We start from the raw sequence: 16,050 nt of genomic DNA, 5'->3' as shown, positions 1-16,050 counted from the left end.
GCGTTGACCGGCATGGGCGCGGTAGGGGCCTCCCTGCTCCTGTCCGGCTGCGGCGGCAGCGGCTCGGGGAACGGCCTCCGGTACGCCTGGTGGGGCAACACCGTCCGCCAGCAGAACTACACCGAGGCCCTGGAGGCGTTCCAGGAGGCCAACCCCGACATCACGGTCGAGCCGGAGTTCGCCGAGTACACCGCCTTCCAGGAGCGCATGACCACGCAGATGGCGGCCCGCAACGTCGCCGACGTCTTCTGGATCGCCTCCCCCCAGGTCCTGACCTACAAGGCGAACGGGCTGTACCGCAGGCTCGACGACATCCCCACCCTCGACCTCTCCGACTACAGCGCCGAGGACATCGAGTCCTTCTCCCTGGGCGGTGAGCTCCTGAGCATGCCGCACGGAGTCTTCGTCCCGGTGGTCCGCCACAACGAGACCTTCCTGGAGGAGGAGGGCGCGCGGATGCCCGGGGAGGAATGGACCTGGGACGACCTCGCGGAGTTCCTCATCGACTACAGCGCGAACAACGCGCAGGGGCGCCGGGGCGCGACCTACACACCCGACCAGGACATGGCCTTCGAGGCGTGGCTGCGCCAGCGCGGCCAGGACCTGTGGACCGAGGACGGGAGCGTCGGCTTCGACGAGGAGGCCCTCGGCGACTGGTTCGAGTGGTGGCGCGTCCTCCTCGACGAGGGGGCGGTCCTGAGCCTGGGCGAGCAGGAGGGCATGCAGCCCGACTTCTCCGCGGTCGGCGACAGGGTCCTGCTCAACTTCGGCAGCTCCAACCACATCATCGACGAAGCCGCCATGTTCCCCGACTGGAAGTACCGCCTGCGGTCCGTGCCGGTGGGCACCGACGCCGCCGACGGCCACCGCTTCCTCTACTACCCCCGGCTGGCCGTCTACCAGGGCATCGACGACGCCGACGTCGAGGCTGCGGGCAAGCTCATCGACTTCAACGTCAACAACGTCGAGTTCCTGCGCACCGTCGGCCTCACCATGGGCGCGCCGCCCAACCCCCGCCTCCTCGCCGAGGCCTACGACTTCGCCTCCGACGACGAGAAGGAGATGCTGGCCGTGGTGGAGGCGGACCGCGCCGAGCCGCAGCGCCCCCGCTACGAGGCCCCGCCCGGGACGGGGACCTGGCGCGAGGCCATGTCACGGGCCTCGGAGAACGTCGCCCTGGGCAACGCCGGGGTCGCGCAGGTGACCGAGGAGCTCATCGCCGAGATCCGGTCCGGCATCGACCGGGGAGCGTAGGGCGTGCCCCCCTCCACGAGAACCCGCCGACGCCCCGCCGCGCCGTCCTCGCGGCGGCGGCAGGGCCGCGCCGCCTACGTGTTCCTCTCGCCCTGGCTGCTGGGCCTGGGCCTGGTGACGGCCGTCCCGCTGGGTGCCTCGCTCTACCTCGCCTTCACCGACTACAACATCCTCAGCACACCGGCCTTCACCGGGCTGGCCAACTTCGAGCGCATGCTCGGCGACGAACGCTTCTGGGCGGCCTCCTCGGTCACCCTCCGGTACGTGGTCGTCTCGGTGCCGCTCCAGCTGATGTTCGCCCTCCTGCTGGCCGTCATGCTCGACCGGGGGCTGCGCGGCCTCCCGTTCTACCGGGGCGCCTTCTACCTGCCCTCGCTGCTGGGCGCGAGCGTCGCGGTCGCCATCCTGTGGCGCGAGGTGTTCGGGCACAACGGCCTGGTCAACGACTTCCTCGGCCTGCTGGGCATCGAGGGCCAGAGCTGGCTCCAGAACCCGTCCACGGCCCTGTCCACCCTGATCGTGCTCAACGTGTGGACCTTCGGGTCGCCGATGGTGATCTTCCTGGCCGGCCTCCGGCAGATCCCCGAGGAGTACTACGAGGCGGCGCGCGTGGACGGCGCCTCACGCCTGCGGCAGTTCCGGCACATCACCGTCCCGATGCTGACGCCGATCATCTTCTTCAACCTCATCCTGCAGACCATCGGCGCCTTCCAGACCTTCACGCAGGCGCACGTCATCAGCGGCGGCACCGGGGGACCCGTCGACTCCACCCTCTTCTACACGCTCTACGTGTACCAGCAGGGGTTCAGGTCCTTCGACATGGGCTACGCCTCCGCGCTGGCCTGGGTCCTGCTGCTGGTGATCGGCGCCGTGACCGCGGTCCACTTCTTCCTGTCCAAGTACTGGGTCTTCTACGGAGACGACTGATGACCGACGCCCCCACGGTCGCGGGCACCAGCGGTCCGCGGCAGCGCCGCCGCCGACCGCGGACCGCGATCCTCAAGCACGGCGCACTGCTGCTGTTCCTGGTCGTGATGGTCTACCCGCTGGTCTGGATGGTCGTCAGCGCCTTCAAACCCGCGCACCTGATCCTGACCGAGCCGGGCCTGGTGCCAACCGAGGTCACCTTCGAGAACTTCCGGGAGGGCTGGCACGCCCTCAACCAGCCCTTCTCGGTGTTCTTCGTCAACTCCCTCGTGGTGACCGCGGGCTCGATCCTGGGCAACCTCGTCTCCTGCTCACTGGCCGCCTACGCGCTGGCCCGGCTGGAGTTCAGGGCCCGGCGCGCCTTCTTCGGGATCACCCTCGTCACGGTGATGCTGCCGATGCACGTGCTCATCATTCCGCAGTACATCTTCTTCGCCCAGCTGGGATGGGTGGACACCTACCTGCCGCTGCTGATCCCCAAGCTGCTGGCGACCGACGCGTTCTTCGTCTTCCTCATGGTGCAGTTCATCAGGGGCATCCCGCGCGACCTCGACCGGGCCGCCGAGATCGACGGGGCCGGGCACTTCCGGATCTTCTGGCACGTGATCCTGCCGCTGATGCGCCCCGCCCTGGTGACCACGACCATCTTCACGTTCATCTGGACGTGGAACGACTTCTTCACGCCGCTCATCTACCTGACCTCGACGGACATGTACACCGTTCCGGTCGCGCTGAGCTCCATGGTCAGTTCGGAGAGCCAGCAGGGCATCGGGATGCTGTTCGCGATGTCCCTGGTCTCCCTGCTGCCGGTCATCCTGTTCTTCGTCTTCGCGCAGCGCTACCTGATCCGCGGGATGGTCACCAGCGGTCTCAAGTGAGCCCTACTCGGCTCCGGCCGCCTCCCGGGTCCCCGCCTCCAGCAGGGCCAGGAGGCGGCCGCGCGCGTGGTCGAGGTGCTCGGCCAGCCTCAGTCGCGCCGCCTCGGGGTCCTGCGCCCTGATGCCCTCCAGGATCGTCGCGTGCTCGTGGGCCACGGTGCTGCCCTGCGTGGACCGGTGCGCCTGGAAGCGGCCCATGGTCAGGTGCACCTCGCCCATGATCAGCTCGTGCATCCTGCTCAGGCGCTCGCTGCCCGCGCCGGAGACCAGCGCGGTGTGGAAGGCGATGTCGGCCTCCACCTGGCGCTCGAAGTCGCCGTCCCTGGCCGCGGCCTCGATCAGCGCCTGCGCCTCCGTGGCCTCCCTGGGGACCGCCCCCTCGGCCGCCAGGACGGTGACCGCCGCGCTCTCCACCGTGCCCCGGCTGAAGAAGAGGTCGCGGATCTCGTCGGCGTGGAAGTCGGGGACGACCGCCGTCTTGTGGGCCGATCGGCGCAGGAGGCCGAGGGCGGTGAGCCGCTCCAGACACGCCTTGGCGGTGGGGCGCGCGACGTCGTACTCGCTGGCGATCCGGTGCTCGGTGAGCTTCTCGCCAGCCGCGATCTCCCCGTTGACGATGCGAGCGCGCAGCGACTGGTAGAGCGCGTCGGTCAGGGACGAGGGGGCGAGGGTGAAGTTGGCCTGTCGGTTCACGTCTTCATCGTGCCACAGCCGCGCCGCTGACACATACATCTGTCTTACCAGTGCACTGGTAAGTCCTGATGAGAGCGTCGGGCGTGTTCACTCTGTGACCGCCCGCACAGTGGCACGGCCGGGAAAGCGGTCCCCGCGGGGCCTCGCGCGCCGGGCGGGGAGGGCGTGAGGGGGCACGGGTTCCCGTGCGGCACGGAGGCGCCCGCCGGCAGCCGCGTTCGCGCGGGCGCGGCGGATCCCGTCTCCCCCCACGGCCTCACGGCGGGTCACCAGGGAAATGCCTACACCTTCCGAAGCCGGGTACTGGTACGCCCCAACAACCGAACGCAGGAAGGAAACATGTCCGCCAACGCTGAAGCACACCCCGGCCAGCGGCCCACGGCCCCCGACGCACAGGGCGGTAGGAGGCCCCGGGTCGGCTGGCCCGAGATCGTCGTCGGTACGGTCGTCGCCCTCGTGCTCTACGCCGTCGGAATCCTGCTGTTCCTCCAGATCCCCGCGGAGAGCACGGAGCTCGGCGGCCTCGCCCAGTACGCGATCTCCGGACTCGCCCCGCTCGGGGGCTTCGCCGCGGCGGTGCTCGTGCGCGTCCGCGGCCTCGGTCCGTTCGGTCTGCGGCGGGTCTCCGCCAAGTGGCTGGCCGTCGCGTTCGGGGCCGGGATCCTCATGATCGTGCTCAACGTCGCCAGTACCACGGCGATCTTCCTCTACTCCGGCGCGCAGGACACCCAGGCCTCCTACCAGGCCGCCGCCGCGGGCGGCCTGGCCTTCTTCGCCGCCGCTCTGCTCCTGGGCGGGGTGCTGACGCCCATCGGCGAGGAGTTCTTCTTCCGGGGGATACTCGCCAACGCCCTGAGCCGGTACGGGCAGTGGGTGGCGGTGCCGGTCAGCTCCGCCGTCTTCGCGCTGGCGCACGGAGTCAACTACCTCCTGCCGGTGGCCTTCGTCGCCGGTGTCATCGCGGCCGTGCTGCTCCACCGGACCAGGTCCGTCTGGCCCGGCGTCGTGGTCCACGTGGTCAACAACAGCTACTCGGTGATCGCCCCCGCCGTCATGGCCCTCATGGTCTGAGAACTCGTCCGGCGACGGGCCGGGACACTCCTGGCGGCCTCGCCGCGGAACCGGGTTCCGCGGCGAGGCCGCCGCCGGTGTGCGCCAAGCGGTAGCCGGTTTCCGGTCTGACGTGAATGGTTTTTCCTGGCTGCCGAATAAAGGATGCCCTCGTGTTCGCGTGCTTCTTTTCGGGTGGGCTGGGTTTGTGCGGTGCCGTTGTTTCTTCGGGTGATAACCAGGGTTTTGGTCAGCGTTTATATGACTGAGGTTTGTGGGGCGCTAGGGGAATTTGGTAAATTCCTCGTGGCTGAAGCGGGATGTGAACGTTTCTCCTGAATTCTTTTCGGTCATAGCTGGAATGTGTAGGCACCACCCGTAATGCGTCGTTCCCTGACCCGTGCGACGGCGGTCTGTGCGGCTTACGCCCTCGTGCTCGTGCTGGGGGCGGCCGCTCCCGCCGCAGCTGACGAGGGCGTCCTCGCCACCGCCGACGGCTCCGCCGCCCCCGGATGGGACGGTGCCCCGGGGGAGCGGAGCGGTGGACCGCGCGGGAGCCACCCGGACGCGGAGGGGACCAGCGGCCCGGTCGGACCCGGAGCAGCGTCCGCCACCGAGGGTCCTTCCGGCCCGGCGAGCCCCCACGGTGAACGGACCGAGGTCGAGAGCTCCGCGTGGACCTACGTGGACCGTGCCTTCCCCGACCGGCCCCGCGACGGCGCCGAAACCGCGAGCGTGGGCACCGGACGCCTCGAATGGGACCGGAACTACACCCGCCGGGCCCTGTTCCGGTTCCCCGTCGTGCCCGGCCCCGGCGCCGTCGTCGAATCCGCGGTGCTGCGCACCGAGGTGGCCTGGTCCTACGACTGCGGCAGCGTCTCCTTCGTACAGTTGCACCGGGTCGACCCCTTCGACGAGGGGGCCACCTGGAACGAACAGCCGCGGACACGCGCCCTGCTCGACACCCGGGGGATCAGGGGCGGGCGGTCCGCCTGCCCCGTGCCCGGCGGTGTGGAGTTCGACCTGACCGAGGCCTACCAGCGGGCCGTGGACGCCGGAGAACCCCACATCCACCTCCGGCTCGGCGAACGCGACGAATCCGGGACCACGGCCTGGCGCCGCTTCGACGTAGAGGACCACCCGCCGGTGCTGGTGGTCGACCACGGCACGCCGCCGTCCCCGGACGCGACCGCCGATCCGAACGCCCTGCGCAGCGACCCCGAGGAGGACGCGGCCGACGACGGTGCGCCCGCCGGTCGCGCCGCGGTCCATGGGGAGGGCTCCCCGGAGCCCGCGCCGACCACCCGGTTCGCGCAGGGACTCGACCTCCCCGGCGTCACCGCTCCCGGGGCCCGCGGAGACCACTACACCCGCGTTCCAGGCCTTGTCTCCGCTGACCGCCTGCCGGACGGGGGTGAACGGATCCGTCCCCGGCGGGGGCGACGGATCGGCCACCCCACCGCCGGGGACGGGCACCGGCGACGGGACGGAGACACGCCGCCCAGGGCCCGGGGGCCACCGCTCGCCGCCCGGTCGGAGACCGTTTCGGTCCACCGATCATGAATGGGGAACCGGTTGACGGACGACGGCACCCGCCTTTCCCGGTGCGTCATCCAGTTGGGTGCGAGGACGCACCGGCGGCAGCCCGAGGGGGTCGGGCTGGCCGCTTCCCGGAGCACCGCGTGAGGTGGGCGGAGCTCGGAAGCGGCCACGGAGCCACGCCACCGCCGCACCGGCCACAGGGCACGGTGGCCGTCGGCGGTGAGGGCACGGTTCCGTGCCGGTGAGAGAGGTGCTCGTCCCCGATACCGGACGCGTCCACGGCAGGGCCCGGCAGGGGGCTCCGCCGTCGGAAGCCGCAGCGGCCCGGAACCTCCTGTGTGCGTGGGCACCACCCAGGAGGACACCGGGCCGCCGTTCGGTCCGGCCGAAGCGAAGGGGGTCAGCGAAGAACTCCGAATGGCTTCGGCGCGGAGCACCAGACGAGCCCCTGCATATTCTTCGAAGCCGGAAATGGCTCGTTATCGGGCGGCGGCCGTATTCACGCCCACGGATCGTGGTCCCGCAGATCCCGCGTGTCCTCGCCGAGCACCTGCCGCGCACGCGCGCCGAGCATCTGGGTCAGGCAGCGGTGGATTCCGGTGTTGCCGGTGTCGACGTACCGCATCCACGGCACCCGGGACATCGTGCTGACCACCACCGACGTGAGCACCTGAGCCAGGACCGGGAGAAGCTGATCGGGCACCGGATCCTCCGTCAGGCACAGCCACGCGAGTGCAGCGCCCAGCCGTGTCTCGGCGGACTGGTCCGAGGACGACCACAGTTCACGGGTCCAGGCGATGACGTTCCAGCTTGTGTGGTGCTCGTGGGCCAGTTGCGCGATGGCCAGGACCAGGCTGACGCGTACCTCGGGAGCCTTCTCCTCGCCCAGTCGGCCGCGCAGGGCGGCCAGGGTTCGTTCGGTCTCGCCGGTGACCGCTGCGAGGGAGTAGCAGGCAGAGCAGCGCACCGCGGTGTCGGGATCGTCGAGGAGTTCGAGGACCATACGCACGTCCGCGGTGAGAGCTTCCCTGGAGGCCTGGACTGACCAGTGCATCGGATAGCCGGAGGAGTCGAACAGCCAGTACCCCGGTGGATGGGCGGTCTGGAGCAGTCCGGTCCGTGAGCCGTCACCGTGGTGGTTGCGCCGACCGGATTCGGCTGCCAGCTGTAGTACTTCCGCGCGGTGGTGTGAGGAGGGATCGACGGCGACGCGGAGCAGGAACGGTACGGCCAGAGCCGCGGGTGCGTAGGTGTCGCCCTGGTGGCGCACGCTGCTGCGCAGGGAGGAGAGCGCCCGCGCGGCGGCACGGGGGTCACCGGAGCGGATCTGCGTCAGCAGCTCGGCGACGTCGTCGGCCCGGCCGCTGGCATGGTGAAAGAGTCCACAGGGGACTTCTGCGTACTCCGCGCGCGAAGGCGGTTCGCGGTGCACCCGCGCCGCCAGCACACGGACGTCGCGGTCGGTCCCAGCACCGAACTCACGGTCCAGGTCGGCGTGCCCGCCATCCTGCTCCGGCTCGTGGGGCACCGCGTCGTCCACATGTCCTTCCGGCCCGGGTTTCCTCACATCATGGTCGCAGTCTGCTCCGTCGCGGACTCTGCGGCTGTGCTAGACCGGCGGCTGTCGACGCGCCTGGCTCCTGTGGGCGGGTCCAAGGGGGACCGCGTGTTCGCCGGTGCTGAGCCCCCGACAACACGGAAGGCCCTGACCTTTGCGCATCTGCGCTGGTCAGGGCCTTCCGGCTCTGGGGTGAGTGACGGGACTTGAACCCGCGACTTCTTGGACCACAACCAAGTGCTCTACCGGCTGAGCTACACCCACCACGTGCGCCGGGCCTCTCGGCCCCGCGTACGTATGAAAGCTTAGCGGACTCCGGGGAGTGCTTCGATCAGTTTTCCGCCGCGTCGTTCCCGAGAGCCGCCTCGCGCGCCTCCGCGCCGGTGCCACCGGCCACCACGTCGGCGGCGATGGCGCGGGCGGTGGCCGAGTTCGGGCCGGGCTCGGGCACGAAGGCCGCGGCGCGGTAGTAGCGCAGCTCGTGGATGCTCTCGGTGATGTCGGCGAGCGCCCGGTGCCCGCCGTTCTTCTCCGGGCTCGCGTAGTACACGCGCGGGTACCAGCGGCGCAGCAGTTCCTTGATCGAGGAAACGTCGACCATCCGGTAGTGCAGGAACTCGTCGATGCGCTTCATGTCGCGGGCCAGGAAGGTGCGGTCCGTGGCGATCGAGTTGCCGCACAGCGGAGCCTTGCGCGGCTCGGTCACGTACTGGCGGATGTGCTCCAGGACGAGGTCCTCGGCCTCCTGGAGGCTCACGCCCTTGTCCAGCTCCTCCAGCAGGCCGGAGGTCGTGTGCATATTGCGGACGAAGTCCCCCATACGGTCCAGTGCGTCCTGCGGCGGTCTGATCACGACGTCCACGCCCTCGTCGAGGATGTTGAGCTCGCCGTCGGTGATCAGGCAGGCCACCTCGATCAGCGCGTCGCGCTCGAAGTCCAGGCCCGTCATCTCGCAGTCAATCCACACCAAACTGTCATTCATACCGGTCAGCTTAGGGGTTGCGGGGAGTTCCGGGGGATGACGAAGGGGGCGGCCGGACCGTGTCCGACCGCCCCCTTGAGCCTGGGTCAGTCCCAGATCCAGGGGTCCGAGACGCCGGGCGGTGCACCGACGCCGAAGACGGCGTACATCCAGTCCCACACGCCCCAGAACTGGAGGTAGCCCAGGACCAGGAGGACGAGCAGGATGAGCAGGAAGGTGAAGCAGCCGCAGCCGCAGCTCCTGCACCCTCCCCGCTTCTTCTTGGGCTTCTGCGGGCGGTGCTGCTGGTAGGGCTGTCCCGGCCCCGGGGGCTGCCCCGGACCCGGCTGACCCCACTGCGGGCCTCCGGGGTGCCCGCCCATCGGCGGCTGTCCGCCCGGGGTGTTGGCCATGGGGCCGGAGACCTGCGGGTATCCGGGCGGGGGACCCGGCCGGTTGGCCCGCTGGCCGGGCGGCGGACCGCCGGGGGGCATGCCCTGCGGGGGACGCCCCGGGGTGTTCGGGCCGCCCATCTGCTGCGGGGGCGGGTAACCGGGCGGACCGAAACCACCCTGCTGGGGCGGCGGGGGCTGGAAATAACCGGGCTGGGGCCCCGACTGCGGGTGCTGCGGTCCCGACTGGCGCTGGGGCGGGAACATGCCCTGCTGGGGCCCGGACGTGCCCGCGGGCGGAACGGAGTGCCCCTGCTGGGGACCCGAGTGCGGCTGCGCGGGCGGGAAGCCCGGCGGCTGCTGGGCGCCGGGGAACGGCTGGGCGGAGGGCTGCGGCCCCGAGGGCTGCTGGTCCGGGGTCTGCTGCTGGGAGGAGTGCTGGCCGGGCTGATCGGGCTGCCCGGCCGGAGGCCACGGGGCCCCCGGCTGCGCACCGGCCGCCGAACCGGCGGCGGCAGCGGCGCCCGGGCCCTGTGCGCCCGGGGGCTGCTCCTCGGCGCGACGCCGGGCCTCCTCCTCGCCGCGCTTGGCCTCCTCCTGGAGTTCGGCCTCCCTGCGGACCCGCTCCTCCTCGCGGCGCTTGGCCGCCTCCTCCTCGGAGTGGCGGCGCTGCTCCTTGCGCTCCTCGGACAGGTCGGACCAGCCCTCCTTGAGGCTGCCCAGGAACTTGTTGAACTTGCCGCCCTTCCTGTCCCCCTCGTCCGCGCCTTCGGAGAAGGCGGGGTCGCCCGGGTCGAACACCGCGGTACCGGAGGTTCCGTCCCCGGAGGCCGCGCCCCCGGAGAAGGCCGGGTCGCCCGGGTCGAACACCGCGGTGCGCGGAGCCTCACCCGGGGGCCCCGCCGACCCAGGAGCACCGGGAGCACCAGAGGTACCGGAAGCACCGGGACCAGTCGGGTCGAACACCGCGGTGCGCGGAGCCTCACCGCCCAGGTCGTCGTCGGTCAGGTTGGACGTGGGTATCTCGTCGTCGGTGAGGTCGGCGGTGGGCAGCTCGTCCTCGTCGCGCCGGGGGAGGTCGGCCGGGTCGACCCGCACGGTCGCCCCGTCGCCCGCCCCGTACCCGTCGCCCGCCCCGGGGCCACCGCGGCCCGGGAGGTCGGCCGGGTTGACGCGCATCGTGGCGTTCGTGCCGCCCAGGTCGGCGGTGGGCTCCTCGTCCTCGTCGCCGCCCCGCGCCCAGGAGGGGTTGATGCGCATGGTGCTGGGCTCGTCGTCGATGGGCGCGCCGGGGGGCGGTGAGGCGGGAGAGGCGGGAGGGGAAGAGGGGGAACCCTGTGCCCACGACGGGTTGATCCGCATCGTGCTGGGCTCGTCGTCGATAGGGGGCTGGGGGGACGGCGGGGTGGTGTCCTGCTGGGGGGATCCCTGTGCCCAGGAGGGGTTGATGCGCATGGTGCTGGGCTCGTCGTCGATCGGTGCCGCCGAGCGCTCCTGGGCGGGGCCCAGCCGCACCGTTCCGGGGTCCTCGTCGTCGGAGGCGGGGGTGCCCTGCCCGGATCGGCCCAGGTCGGTGGTCTCGGCCTCTTCGTCGCCCGCGCCGCCACCGCCCTGGAGCTCACTCAGGGAACGGGTATGCCGTGTCCACTCGCTGCCGTTCCACCATCTGAGCGTCTGCGCGTCGCCCTGCGGGTCCGCGTACCAACCCGGCTCGATAGATCCACCCATGGGCGACAGACTAAAGGGTTCCGGAACGGCGATGAACCAGTGGTGTCCGATTACCGGTGGTCAGAGCAGCCGGACCATTTTTCTCCCGCCGCGGCGTACTCACCTCGTCGCGGAGGTCCGCGGACCGGAGGGAGCGCGCGGACCGCTCGGCGGCGGGACGAGGCCGGTGGCCAGCAGCCGCGCGGTGTCCAGTCTGCCGGGGCCCTTGGCGCAGGAGCCGGGGACCTGGTCGTGGCCGAAGTGCCCTCCCCTGGCCCACGCGCGCGCCACCCGCGCCGCGCGTGCGGTCTCGGCCGAATGCGGCGCCGTCGCGGCGTGCGCGGCCGCGCCACCCGTCGCCGCGGTGCCCGGAGTCCGCGCTTCCCCGCTCCCCTTCTGCGGGCTCCCCGCGTCCACGGTCCCCGCCACCGGCTCCACGGGGTCCGCGCGCCAGACCCGCTCCACCCCCCAGGAGTCGAGCCACGTCAGGATCTGGGACAGCCCGCGCAGCGGGCCGTCGGTGAAGGGGGTCTCCCCGGGGGACACCACCGCCACCACCAGACACACCCGCCCCTCATGGCCGTGGTCGTGGTACAGCTCGTGCTGGCGCGTGCCGCCCAGGGGCAGACGTCCGCGGCAGGTCGCGGCCAGGGTCTGGACCACGTCGCCGGTCAGCGGGTTCCACACCAGGTGGGCCTCGCGCTCCTCGTTCACCAGCCGCTGCGCCTCCTCGCGCGCGGACCAGGCCCCGGGGTCGGACCCCGTCACCGTCCACACGGCGCGCGGAGCACCGATCCCGGGGGGTGTCCGGGTGCTCGTCCCACCGCCGAACCTCTCGGCGCCGGGCATCCACGCCTCCGCCATGGCCTTCCCCCGTCCGGTCGTCGTGTGCCGGGCCCCCGGTACCGCGGGAGCAACCCCGACTCCTCTCTGAGTACGCCAACGCCACGGAGAAGTCCAGAGCCCCTCACCCGGAGGACAGGGACTTGTCACCGCCCGTCGCAGTCGCCTGGGAAGGGGCCGGAGCCGCGTGGGGGGAGGGCCGGGAGGGGGAGACGTCCGGGCCCGCGGCCCGGACGCCGTTCCGACTACTCCGTGGTCTCCTCGGAGTCCTCGGAGATGCGCAGGGAGAACGCCTGGAGGAAGATCTCACCGATCTCGGTGGGGTCCTCGGTCATGTAGGCGGCGCCGCCGGTGGCGGCGGCGATCTCCTGGAGCGGCTCCAGGTTCTGCACGTCGGGCCCGAACGCGATGGTGATGATCGGGATCGGCCGCGACGGGCTCGCCAGGGACTCGATCCGGGACATCAGCTCGTCCAGCCCCAGACCGCCGGGGTTGTCGTTGTCGCCGTCGGTCAGCATGAGGATGACGTTGGTCCGGTCCGGCTGGTAGGTGCGCGACATCTCCTGATAGGCGGCCAGGTAGGTCTCGTACAGCGCAGTGTCCCCCTGCGGCAGGGGTTGGAGCGAGGCCAGCGCGCCCGCAAGGACGTCCCGGTGCGCTGTGCCGTCGTCGGCGGCCGCCTGGAGTTCGCGGATCGGCGCGATCTCCTGGTAGTGCAGCTCGTCGTTGACGTCGGTGGAGAACTCCCACAGGCCCAGCTCCGAACTGGGCGTGAACATCTCCAGGCCCTGCGTGGCGGCGGCGCTGGTCACCTGCATGCGGGTCATCCCGGTCCCGGGCACCTCGGCCAGCATCGAGCCGGAGATGTCCACGATCGCCAGGACGCGGGAGTCCATCTTGAGCTGGTTCCAGGTGCGGACCAGCCCGGTGATCGACTCCGCCGCGGGCGTGGGCAGTTCGGCGGGCGGCTCGGCGGCGAAGCCGACCTCCCCGGTGAGCACGGAGGCGTCGATCTGGCCCTCGGGGCCGCGGAAGCCCTCCGCGAGCAGCCGGGTCCGCGCGTCCTCCCCGCGCACCGCCTCGCGGAACTCCTCGGCGGCGCGGGTGACGGCGCTCTCCTCGCTGCGCACGACGTAGGGGTAGTCGAGGTAGTAGGTGCCGCCCTCCATGTAGCCGGCCTGGGCGGGGGTGTCCCCGTGCGCGGCGTTGTAGCGCCACACGGCCTGTTCCGACATCACCATCATGGGCGGGGCCTCGGCGGCGCCGCCGCTGAGGGCGAGGAAGGCGGCCTCCTCGTCCGAGGACGCGCCCCGGTGCAGGGACTGCAGGGCCGCGGTCATCCGCGCGTTGAACGCGGCGGTGTCGGGGCTGGCCTCCTCCAGCGCGCCGTGCAGGAGGTAGAGGGTGCCCAGACCCGTGGCGTTGCGGGCGGGGTCGACCACGCGGACGGTGCGCTCCGCCTCCCGGCCCGGAGCGGTGGTGGGCACGACCTCCGCCCAACTGCTCGGGGAGTCCTCGTCGGCGAACTCGGTGAGTTCGGCGAGGACCAGCGGCGAACGGGCCACGGAGGTGCCCGTCTCGGTGATGACGGCGTCGCCCGCCTGGTTCTGGACCAGACGCGGCCACAGGGAGGAGTCCGGGATCCACACGTCGGAATCGGTGTCGCCCATGGTCGCGCCCGCGCCGGTGATGCCGAAGGCGACGTTGGCGGAGTCGACCTGGCGCACCTGCACCTGTACGCAGCTCCCGTCCACCTGGTGCTCCTCCGCGTTGAAGTCGGAGGCGACGTCGCTCAGGGCCGGGGCGAGTTCGGGGCTGACCGCGACGTCCAGCGCGATGTCGGAGCCGCCGCAGCCGTCGGACCGGCCGAACACGTAGACGCCCACCGCGGCGAGGCCGACCACGATCACCAGCGCGGCGGCCAGGGCCGCGAAGGCGCCGCCGCGTCCGCGACGGCGCCTGGACCGGCCGGAGGTCTCTTCTGAGGTCTCTTCTGCGTATCTTCCGCGGTGACGTCCCACAGCTTTCCTCACGGGTGGTGTACGGACGAGGCGTACAGGGGGGTGTTACTGGTGGGAAACGGTACTCAACAGTCCAGACCGGGTTAATGCCGATCGTGCCGCTCCCACGTCGGCCCCGACGGGGGCCCGCGGGTGTGAACCCGGGCACAGCGCCGACCACCTCGGGGATTCCGCCCGTTCGACCCGCGTCCTCCTTTCCGGGCGGGGCGGAGCGAAATTCGATTCCGATACCCAATCGAGACCGCGCCGGTCGGAGGCGGCTCCGGTCGTCAGCTGTCGCAGTCGGGCACGCAAAGACGCCGCGAGATGGAGCTGAGGAAGATGTCGCCGATCTCGTCGGGGTCGTCGGTGACGAACAGCGAACCGCTGGTGGCGGCCGCGATCCGCCGCAGCTCCTCCTCCGCGACCCGCTGCTCACCCGACCCGAAGGCGATGATGAACATGCTGACCGGCCGCTCGGGGTCGAAGCGGTCCTGGAGCGCCGCAACCAGGTCCGCGTGCGTGATGTCGCTGGACCCCTCGTCCTGCCCGGCGGTGAGCAGGATGACGCTGTTGATCTTGTCCTCGTCGTAGTCGTCCTGCACCCGGTCGTAGGCCGCCAGGATGTTGTCGTACAGGCGCGAACCGCCGCCGCGGACCGCGATCTCCTCGGCCACCCCGATGAGCTCCCGGCGGCGGGTGGCGGTGTCGCCGCGCTCCGTCCCGCCCAGGGGGTGCATGTCCGCGGCCTCGACTCGGCCGCTCGCGTTCTCGTCCGACATCAGCCACAGGCCCATGTCGGTCTCGTCGGGGAACAGCGACAGGCCCATGAGCGCCGCCTGCTGGGCGACCTCCATCCGGCTCGGGCCCCCGTCGAGGTCCCGCGCCATGTTCGCGGAGGTGTCGGCGAGCACCAGGGTGCGGCTGGGCATCGACAGCCGGTTCCAGTCGGTGACCGAGGCCAGCAGGGCGTCCCCGGTCAGGTCGTCGTGGGTGGGCGGCTCCTCGGCGGTCACACCGAACCCGTCGGGGTCCGCTCCGGCCGCGCCGGACAGGGTGCCGTCGGGGTCGCGGAAGCCGAGATCCCGGAGCCGGGCGCGGTAGGAGCCTTGGCGCAGCACCTCGTGCAGGCCGGCGGCGGCCGACCGCAGCGAGGCCGTGTCGGTGGTGGTGACGTAGGGGTAGTCGAGGCCGACGGTGCCCTCGGCGGGGTAGTGGGCCTCCAACAGCGGAGCGGACCCGGCGCGGTCCGCGTTGTAGGACACCACCGCCTGTTCGGGGACGGCGATCAGCGGGTCGACGCGCCCTCCGCCGCCTTCGCCGCCGTCGTGGCCGGAGGTGTAGAAGGTGGCGAGGTCGATCTCGCCGAACGCGCTGTCGAGCTGCACGTCGCGCACGAAGTCGGTCATGGCGGTGTCGGCCTCGTCACCGGTGCCCAGGTGACGGCGGACCGCGTGCATGACGGCCATACCGTCGGTGCCGCGGTTGGGGTCGACCATCACAAGGGGGCGCTCGCGGTCGTCGGGCAGGACCATGGGCCATTCGGCCCCGTCGGGTCCGGGCGCGCCCTCGCTGTCCCGCGGCGCGGCCAGGACCACCGGTGAGCTGGCCAGTGAGGGCGGGTCGGTGTCGATGCGGTGCGTGCCGCTGCCGGAGACGCGGGTCAGCTCGACCCAGGCCGAGGACTCGGGCACCCACACGTGCGGGGCGATGGTGGAGTCGCCCGCGCGGCCGCCGGACAGGGCGCTCATGATGCGGTGCGGCGCGATCTCGTCCACCTGCGCGTACACGCACTCGCCGTCGTAGCTGGGGCGCTCGTCGTTGAACTCGCCCGCGGCCTCGCGGAGCACGGGCGCGATGCTCTGGGTCGCCGACACGCGAAGGTAGCGGGTGTCGGCGCAGCCGAGCATGTCGAGTCCGACCGGGACCGCGACCGCGGCCGCCGCGATCAGGGCGACGACGATCGCGGTGGTCCCCAACGGGGACGCGACCGCCCTGCGGGTGTTCGCGGCGGTCGGTGAGGCCTGACGGTGGCGTCCACTGGGCACGGGCACTCCGGGGGGTCAATGCGGGGTCGATGCGGGTTCGCCGCCGGGGCGGGGCGGTGCCCCCGCGGTGCCACGGCACCGGCCCCGCGGAAGGAGGTGCGAACCTCCGCGCACCCGACGGCGTCACACGGTATGGATGACGAACAACCGCACCGTGAGGAGCGAACGACACGTTTCCAGGACCTTACTCGTTGGTA

12 protein-coding genes and 1 tRNA gene are annotated in these 16,050 nt (G+C 71.5%); 5 read left to right on the top strand and 8 right to left on the bottom strand.

The window, feature by feature from the left end; all coding sequences use genetic code 11:
* Window positions 1–12: 12 nt before the first annotated feature.
* From KGD83_RS22840 to KGD83_RS22830, 3 genes are read left to right on the top strand one after another with little or no spacing between them, the layout of a single operon-like run.
* Window positions 13–1,254, top strand: a complete 1,242-nt coding sequence (locus KGD83_RS22840) for an ABC transporter substrate-binding protein (RefSeq protein WP_249351999.1) — start codon at window positions 13–15, stop codon at window positions 1,252–1,254.
* A gap of 3 nt (window positions 1,255–1,257) precedes the next feature.
* The gene (locus tag KGD83_RS22835; protein WP_212641105.1) at window positions 1,258–2,181 is read left to right on the top strand and encodes a carbohydrate ABC transporter permease; all 924 of its coding nucleotides are present in this window, start codon (window positions 1,258–1,260) and stop codon (window positions 2,179–2,181) included.
* On the top strand, window positions 2,181–3,059 hold the full coding sequence (locus KGD83_RS22830; RefSeq protein ID WP_212641104.1) for a carbohydrate ABC transporter permease: 879 nt from the start codon (window positions 2,181–2,183) through the stop codon (window positions 3,057–3,059). The genes KGD83_RS22835 and KGD83_RS22830 overlap by 1 nt, the downstream gene beginning before the upstream one ends.
* 3 nt (window positions 3,060–3,062) lie before the next feature.
* Here KGD83_RS22830 and KGD83_RS22825 read toward each other — a convergent pair whose 3' ends face one another.
* Entirely contained in the window at window positions 3,063–3,752 is a 690-nt protein-coding gene (locus KGD83_RS22825) for a GntR family transcriptional regulator (protein ID WP_249351998.1), read from the bottom strand.
* A gap of 339 nt (window positions 3,753–4,091) precedes the next feature.
* On the opposite strand from KGD83_RS22825, the gene KGD83_RS22820 reads away from it, so the two are divergent.
* Together KGD83_RS22820 and KGD83_RS22815 are read left to right on the top strand one after the other, a co-directional pair.
* Complete coding sequence (locus KGD83_RS22820; protein ID WP_212641102.1) at window positions 4,092–4,823, top strand: CPBP family intramembrane glutamic endopeptidase; 732 nt, start codon at window positions 4,092–4,094, stop codon at window positions 4,821–4,823.
* Window positions 4,824–5,183: 360 nt separating this feature from the next.
* Window positions 5,184–6,365, top strand: coding sequence for a DNRLRE domain-containing protein (locus KGD83_RS22815; protein WP_212641101.1), 1,182 nt, complete (start codon window positions 5,184–5,186; stop codon window positions 6,363–6,365).
* Between the two features lie 478 nt (window positions 6,366–6,843).
* Here the strand turns inward: KGD83_RS22815 and KGD83_RS22810 are convergent, their stop codons facing one another.
* The 7 genes from KGD83_RS22810 to KGD83_RS22780 all read right to left on the bottom strand — a co-directional run bounded on the left by KGD83_RS22810 (window position 6,844) and on the right by KGD83_RS22780 (window position 15,853).
* Entirely contained in the window at window positions 6,844–7,884 is a 1,041-nt protein-coding gene (locus KGD83_RS22810; protein ID WP_212641100.1) for a HEAT repeat domain-containing protein, read from the bottom strand.
* A 206-nt stretch (window positions 7,885–8,090) separates the two neighbouring features.
* A tRNA-His gene (locus tag KGD83_RS22805) sits at window positions 8,091–8,166 on the bottom strand.
* 67 nt (window positions 8,167–8,233) lie between these two features.
* Complete coding sequence (orn, locus tag KGD83_RS22800; RefSeq protein WP_212641099.1) at window positions 8,234–8,884, bottom strand: oligoribonuclease; 651 nt, start codon at window positions 8,882–8,884, stop codon at window positions 8,234–8,236.
* 86 nt (window positions 8,885–8,970) lie between these two features.
* On the bottom strand, window positions 8,971–10,983 hold the full coding sequence (locus KGD83_RS29045; RefSeq protein ID WP_212641098.1) for a DUF2510 domain-containing protein: 2,013 nt from the start codon (window positions 10,981–10,983) through the stop codon (window positions 8,971–8,973).
* Between the two features lie 99 nt (window positions 10,984–11,082).
* On the bottom strand, window positions 11,083–11,826 hold the full coding sequence (locus KGD83_RS22790; protein WP_212641097.1) for a hypothetical protein: 744 nt from the start codon (window positions 11,824–11,826) through the stop codon (window positions 11,083–11,085).
* A 224-nt stretch (window positions 11,827–12,050) separates the two neighbouring features.
* The gene (locus KGD83_RS22785; protein ID WP_212641096.1) at window positions 12,051–13,826 is read right to left on the bottom strand and encodes a substrate-binding domain-containing protein; all 1,776 of its coding nucleotides are present in this window, start codon (window positions 13,824–13,826) and stop codon (window positions 12,051–12,053) included.
* Window positions 13,827–14,095: 269 nt separating this feature from the next.
* A complete protein-coding gene (locus KGD83_RS22780) occupies window positions 14,096–15,853 on the bottom strand; it encodes a substrate-binding domain-containing protein (RefSeq protein WP_212641095.1) in 1,758 nt (585 codons plus the stop codon).
* Between the last annotated feature and the right edge of the window lie 197 nt (window positions 15,854–16,050).

The organism is Nocardiopsis akebiae (genome assembly GCF_018316795.1).
In the GTDB taxonomy this organism is placed as follows: domain Bacteria; phylum Actinomycetota; class Actinomycetes; order Streptosporangiales; family Streptosporangiaceae; genus Nocardiopsis; species Nocardiopsis dassonvillei.
This window is presented reverse-complemented; position numbering and strand designations above follow the sequence as displayed.

Excerpts from the sequence above, each read along its gene's own strand:
- KGD83_RS22840 (WP_249351999.1), top strand. The coding sequence starts at position 13 with ATGGGCGCGGTAGGGGCCTCCCTGCTCCTGTCCGGCTGCGGCGGCAGC.
- KGD83_RS22830 (WP_212641104.1), top strand. The coding sequence starts at position 2,181 with ATGACCGACGCCCCCACGGTCGCGGGCACCAGCGGTCCGCGGCAGCGC.
- KGD83_RS22820 (WP_212641102.1), top strand. The coding sequence starts at position 4,092 with ATGTCCGCCAACGCTGAAGCACACCCCGGCCAGCGGCCCACGGCCCCC.
- KGD83_RS22815 (WP_212641101.1), top strand. The coding sequence starts at position 5,184 with ATGCGTCGTTCCCTGACCCGTGCGACGGCGGTCTGTGCGGCTTACGCC.
- orn (WP_212641099.1), bottom strand. The coding sequence starts at position 8,884 with ATGAATGACAGTTTGGTGTGGATTGACTGCGAGATGACGGGCCTGGAC.
- KGD83_RS29045 (WP_212641098.1), bottom strand. The coding sequence starts at position 10,983 with ATGGGTGGATCTATCGAGCCGGGTTGGTACGCGGACCCGCAGGGCGAC.
- KGD83_RS22790 (WP_212641097.1), bottom strand. The coding sequence starts at position 11,826 with ATGGCGGAGGCGTGGATGCCCGGCGCCGAGAGGTTCGGCGGTGGGACG.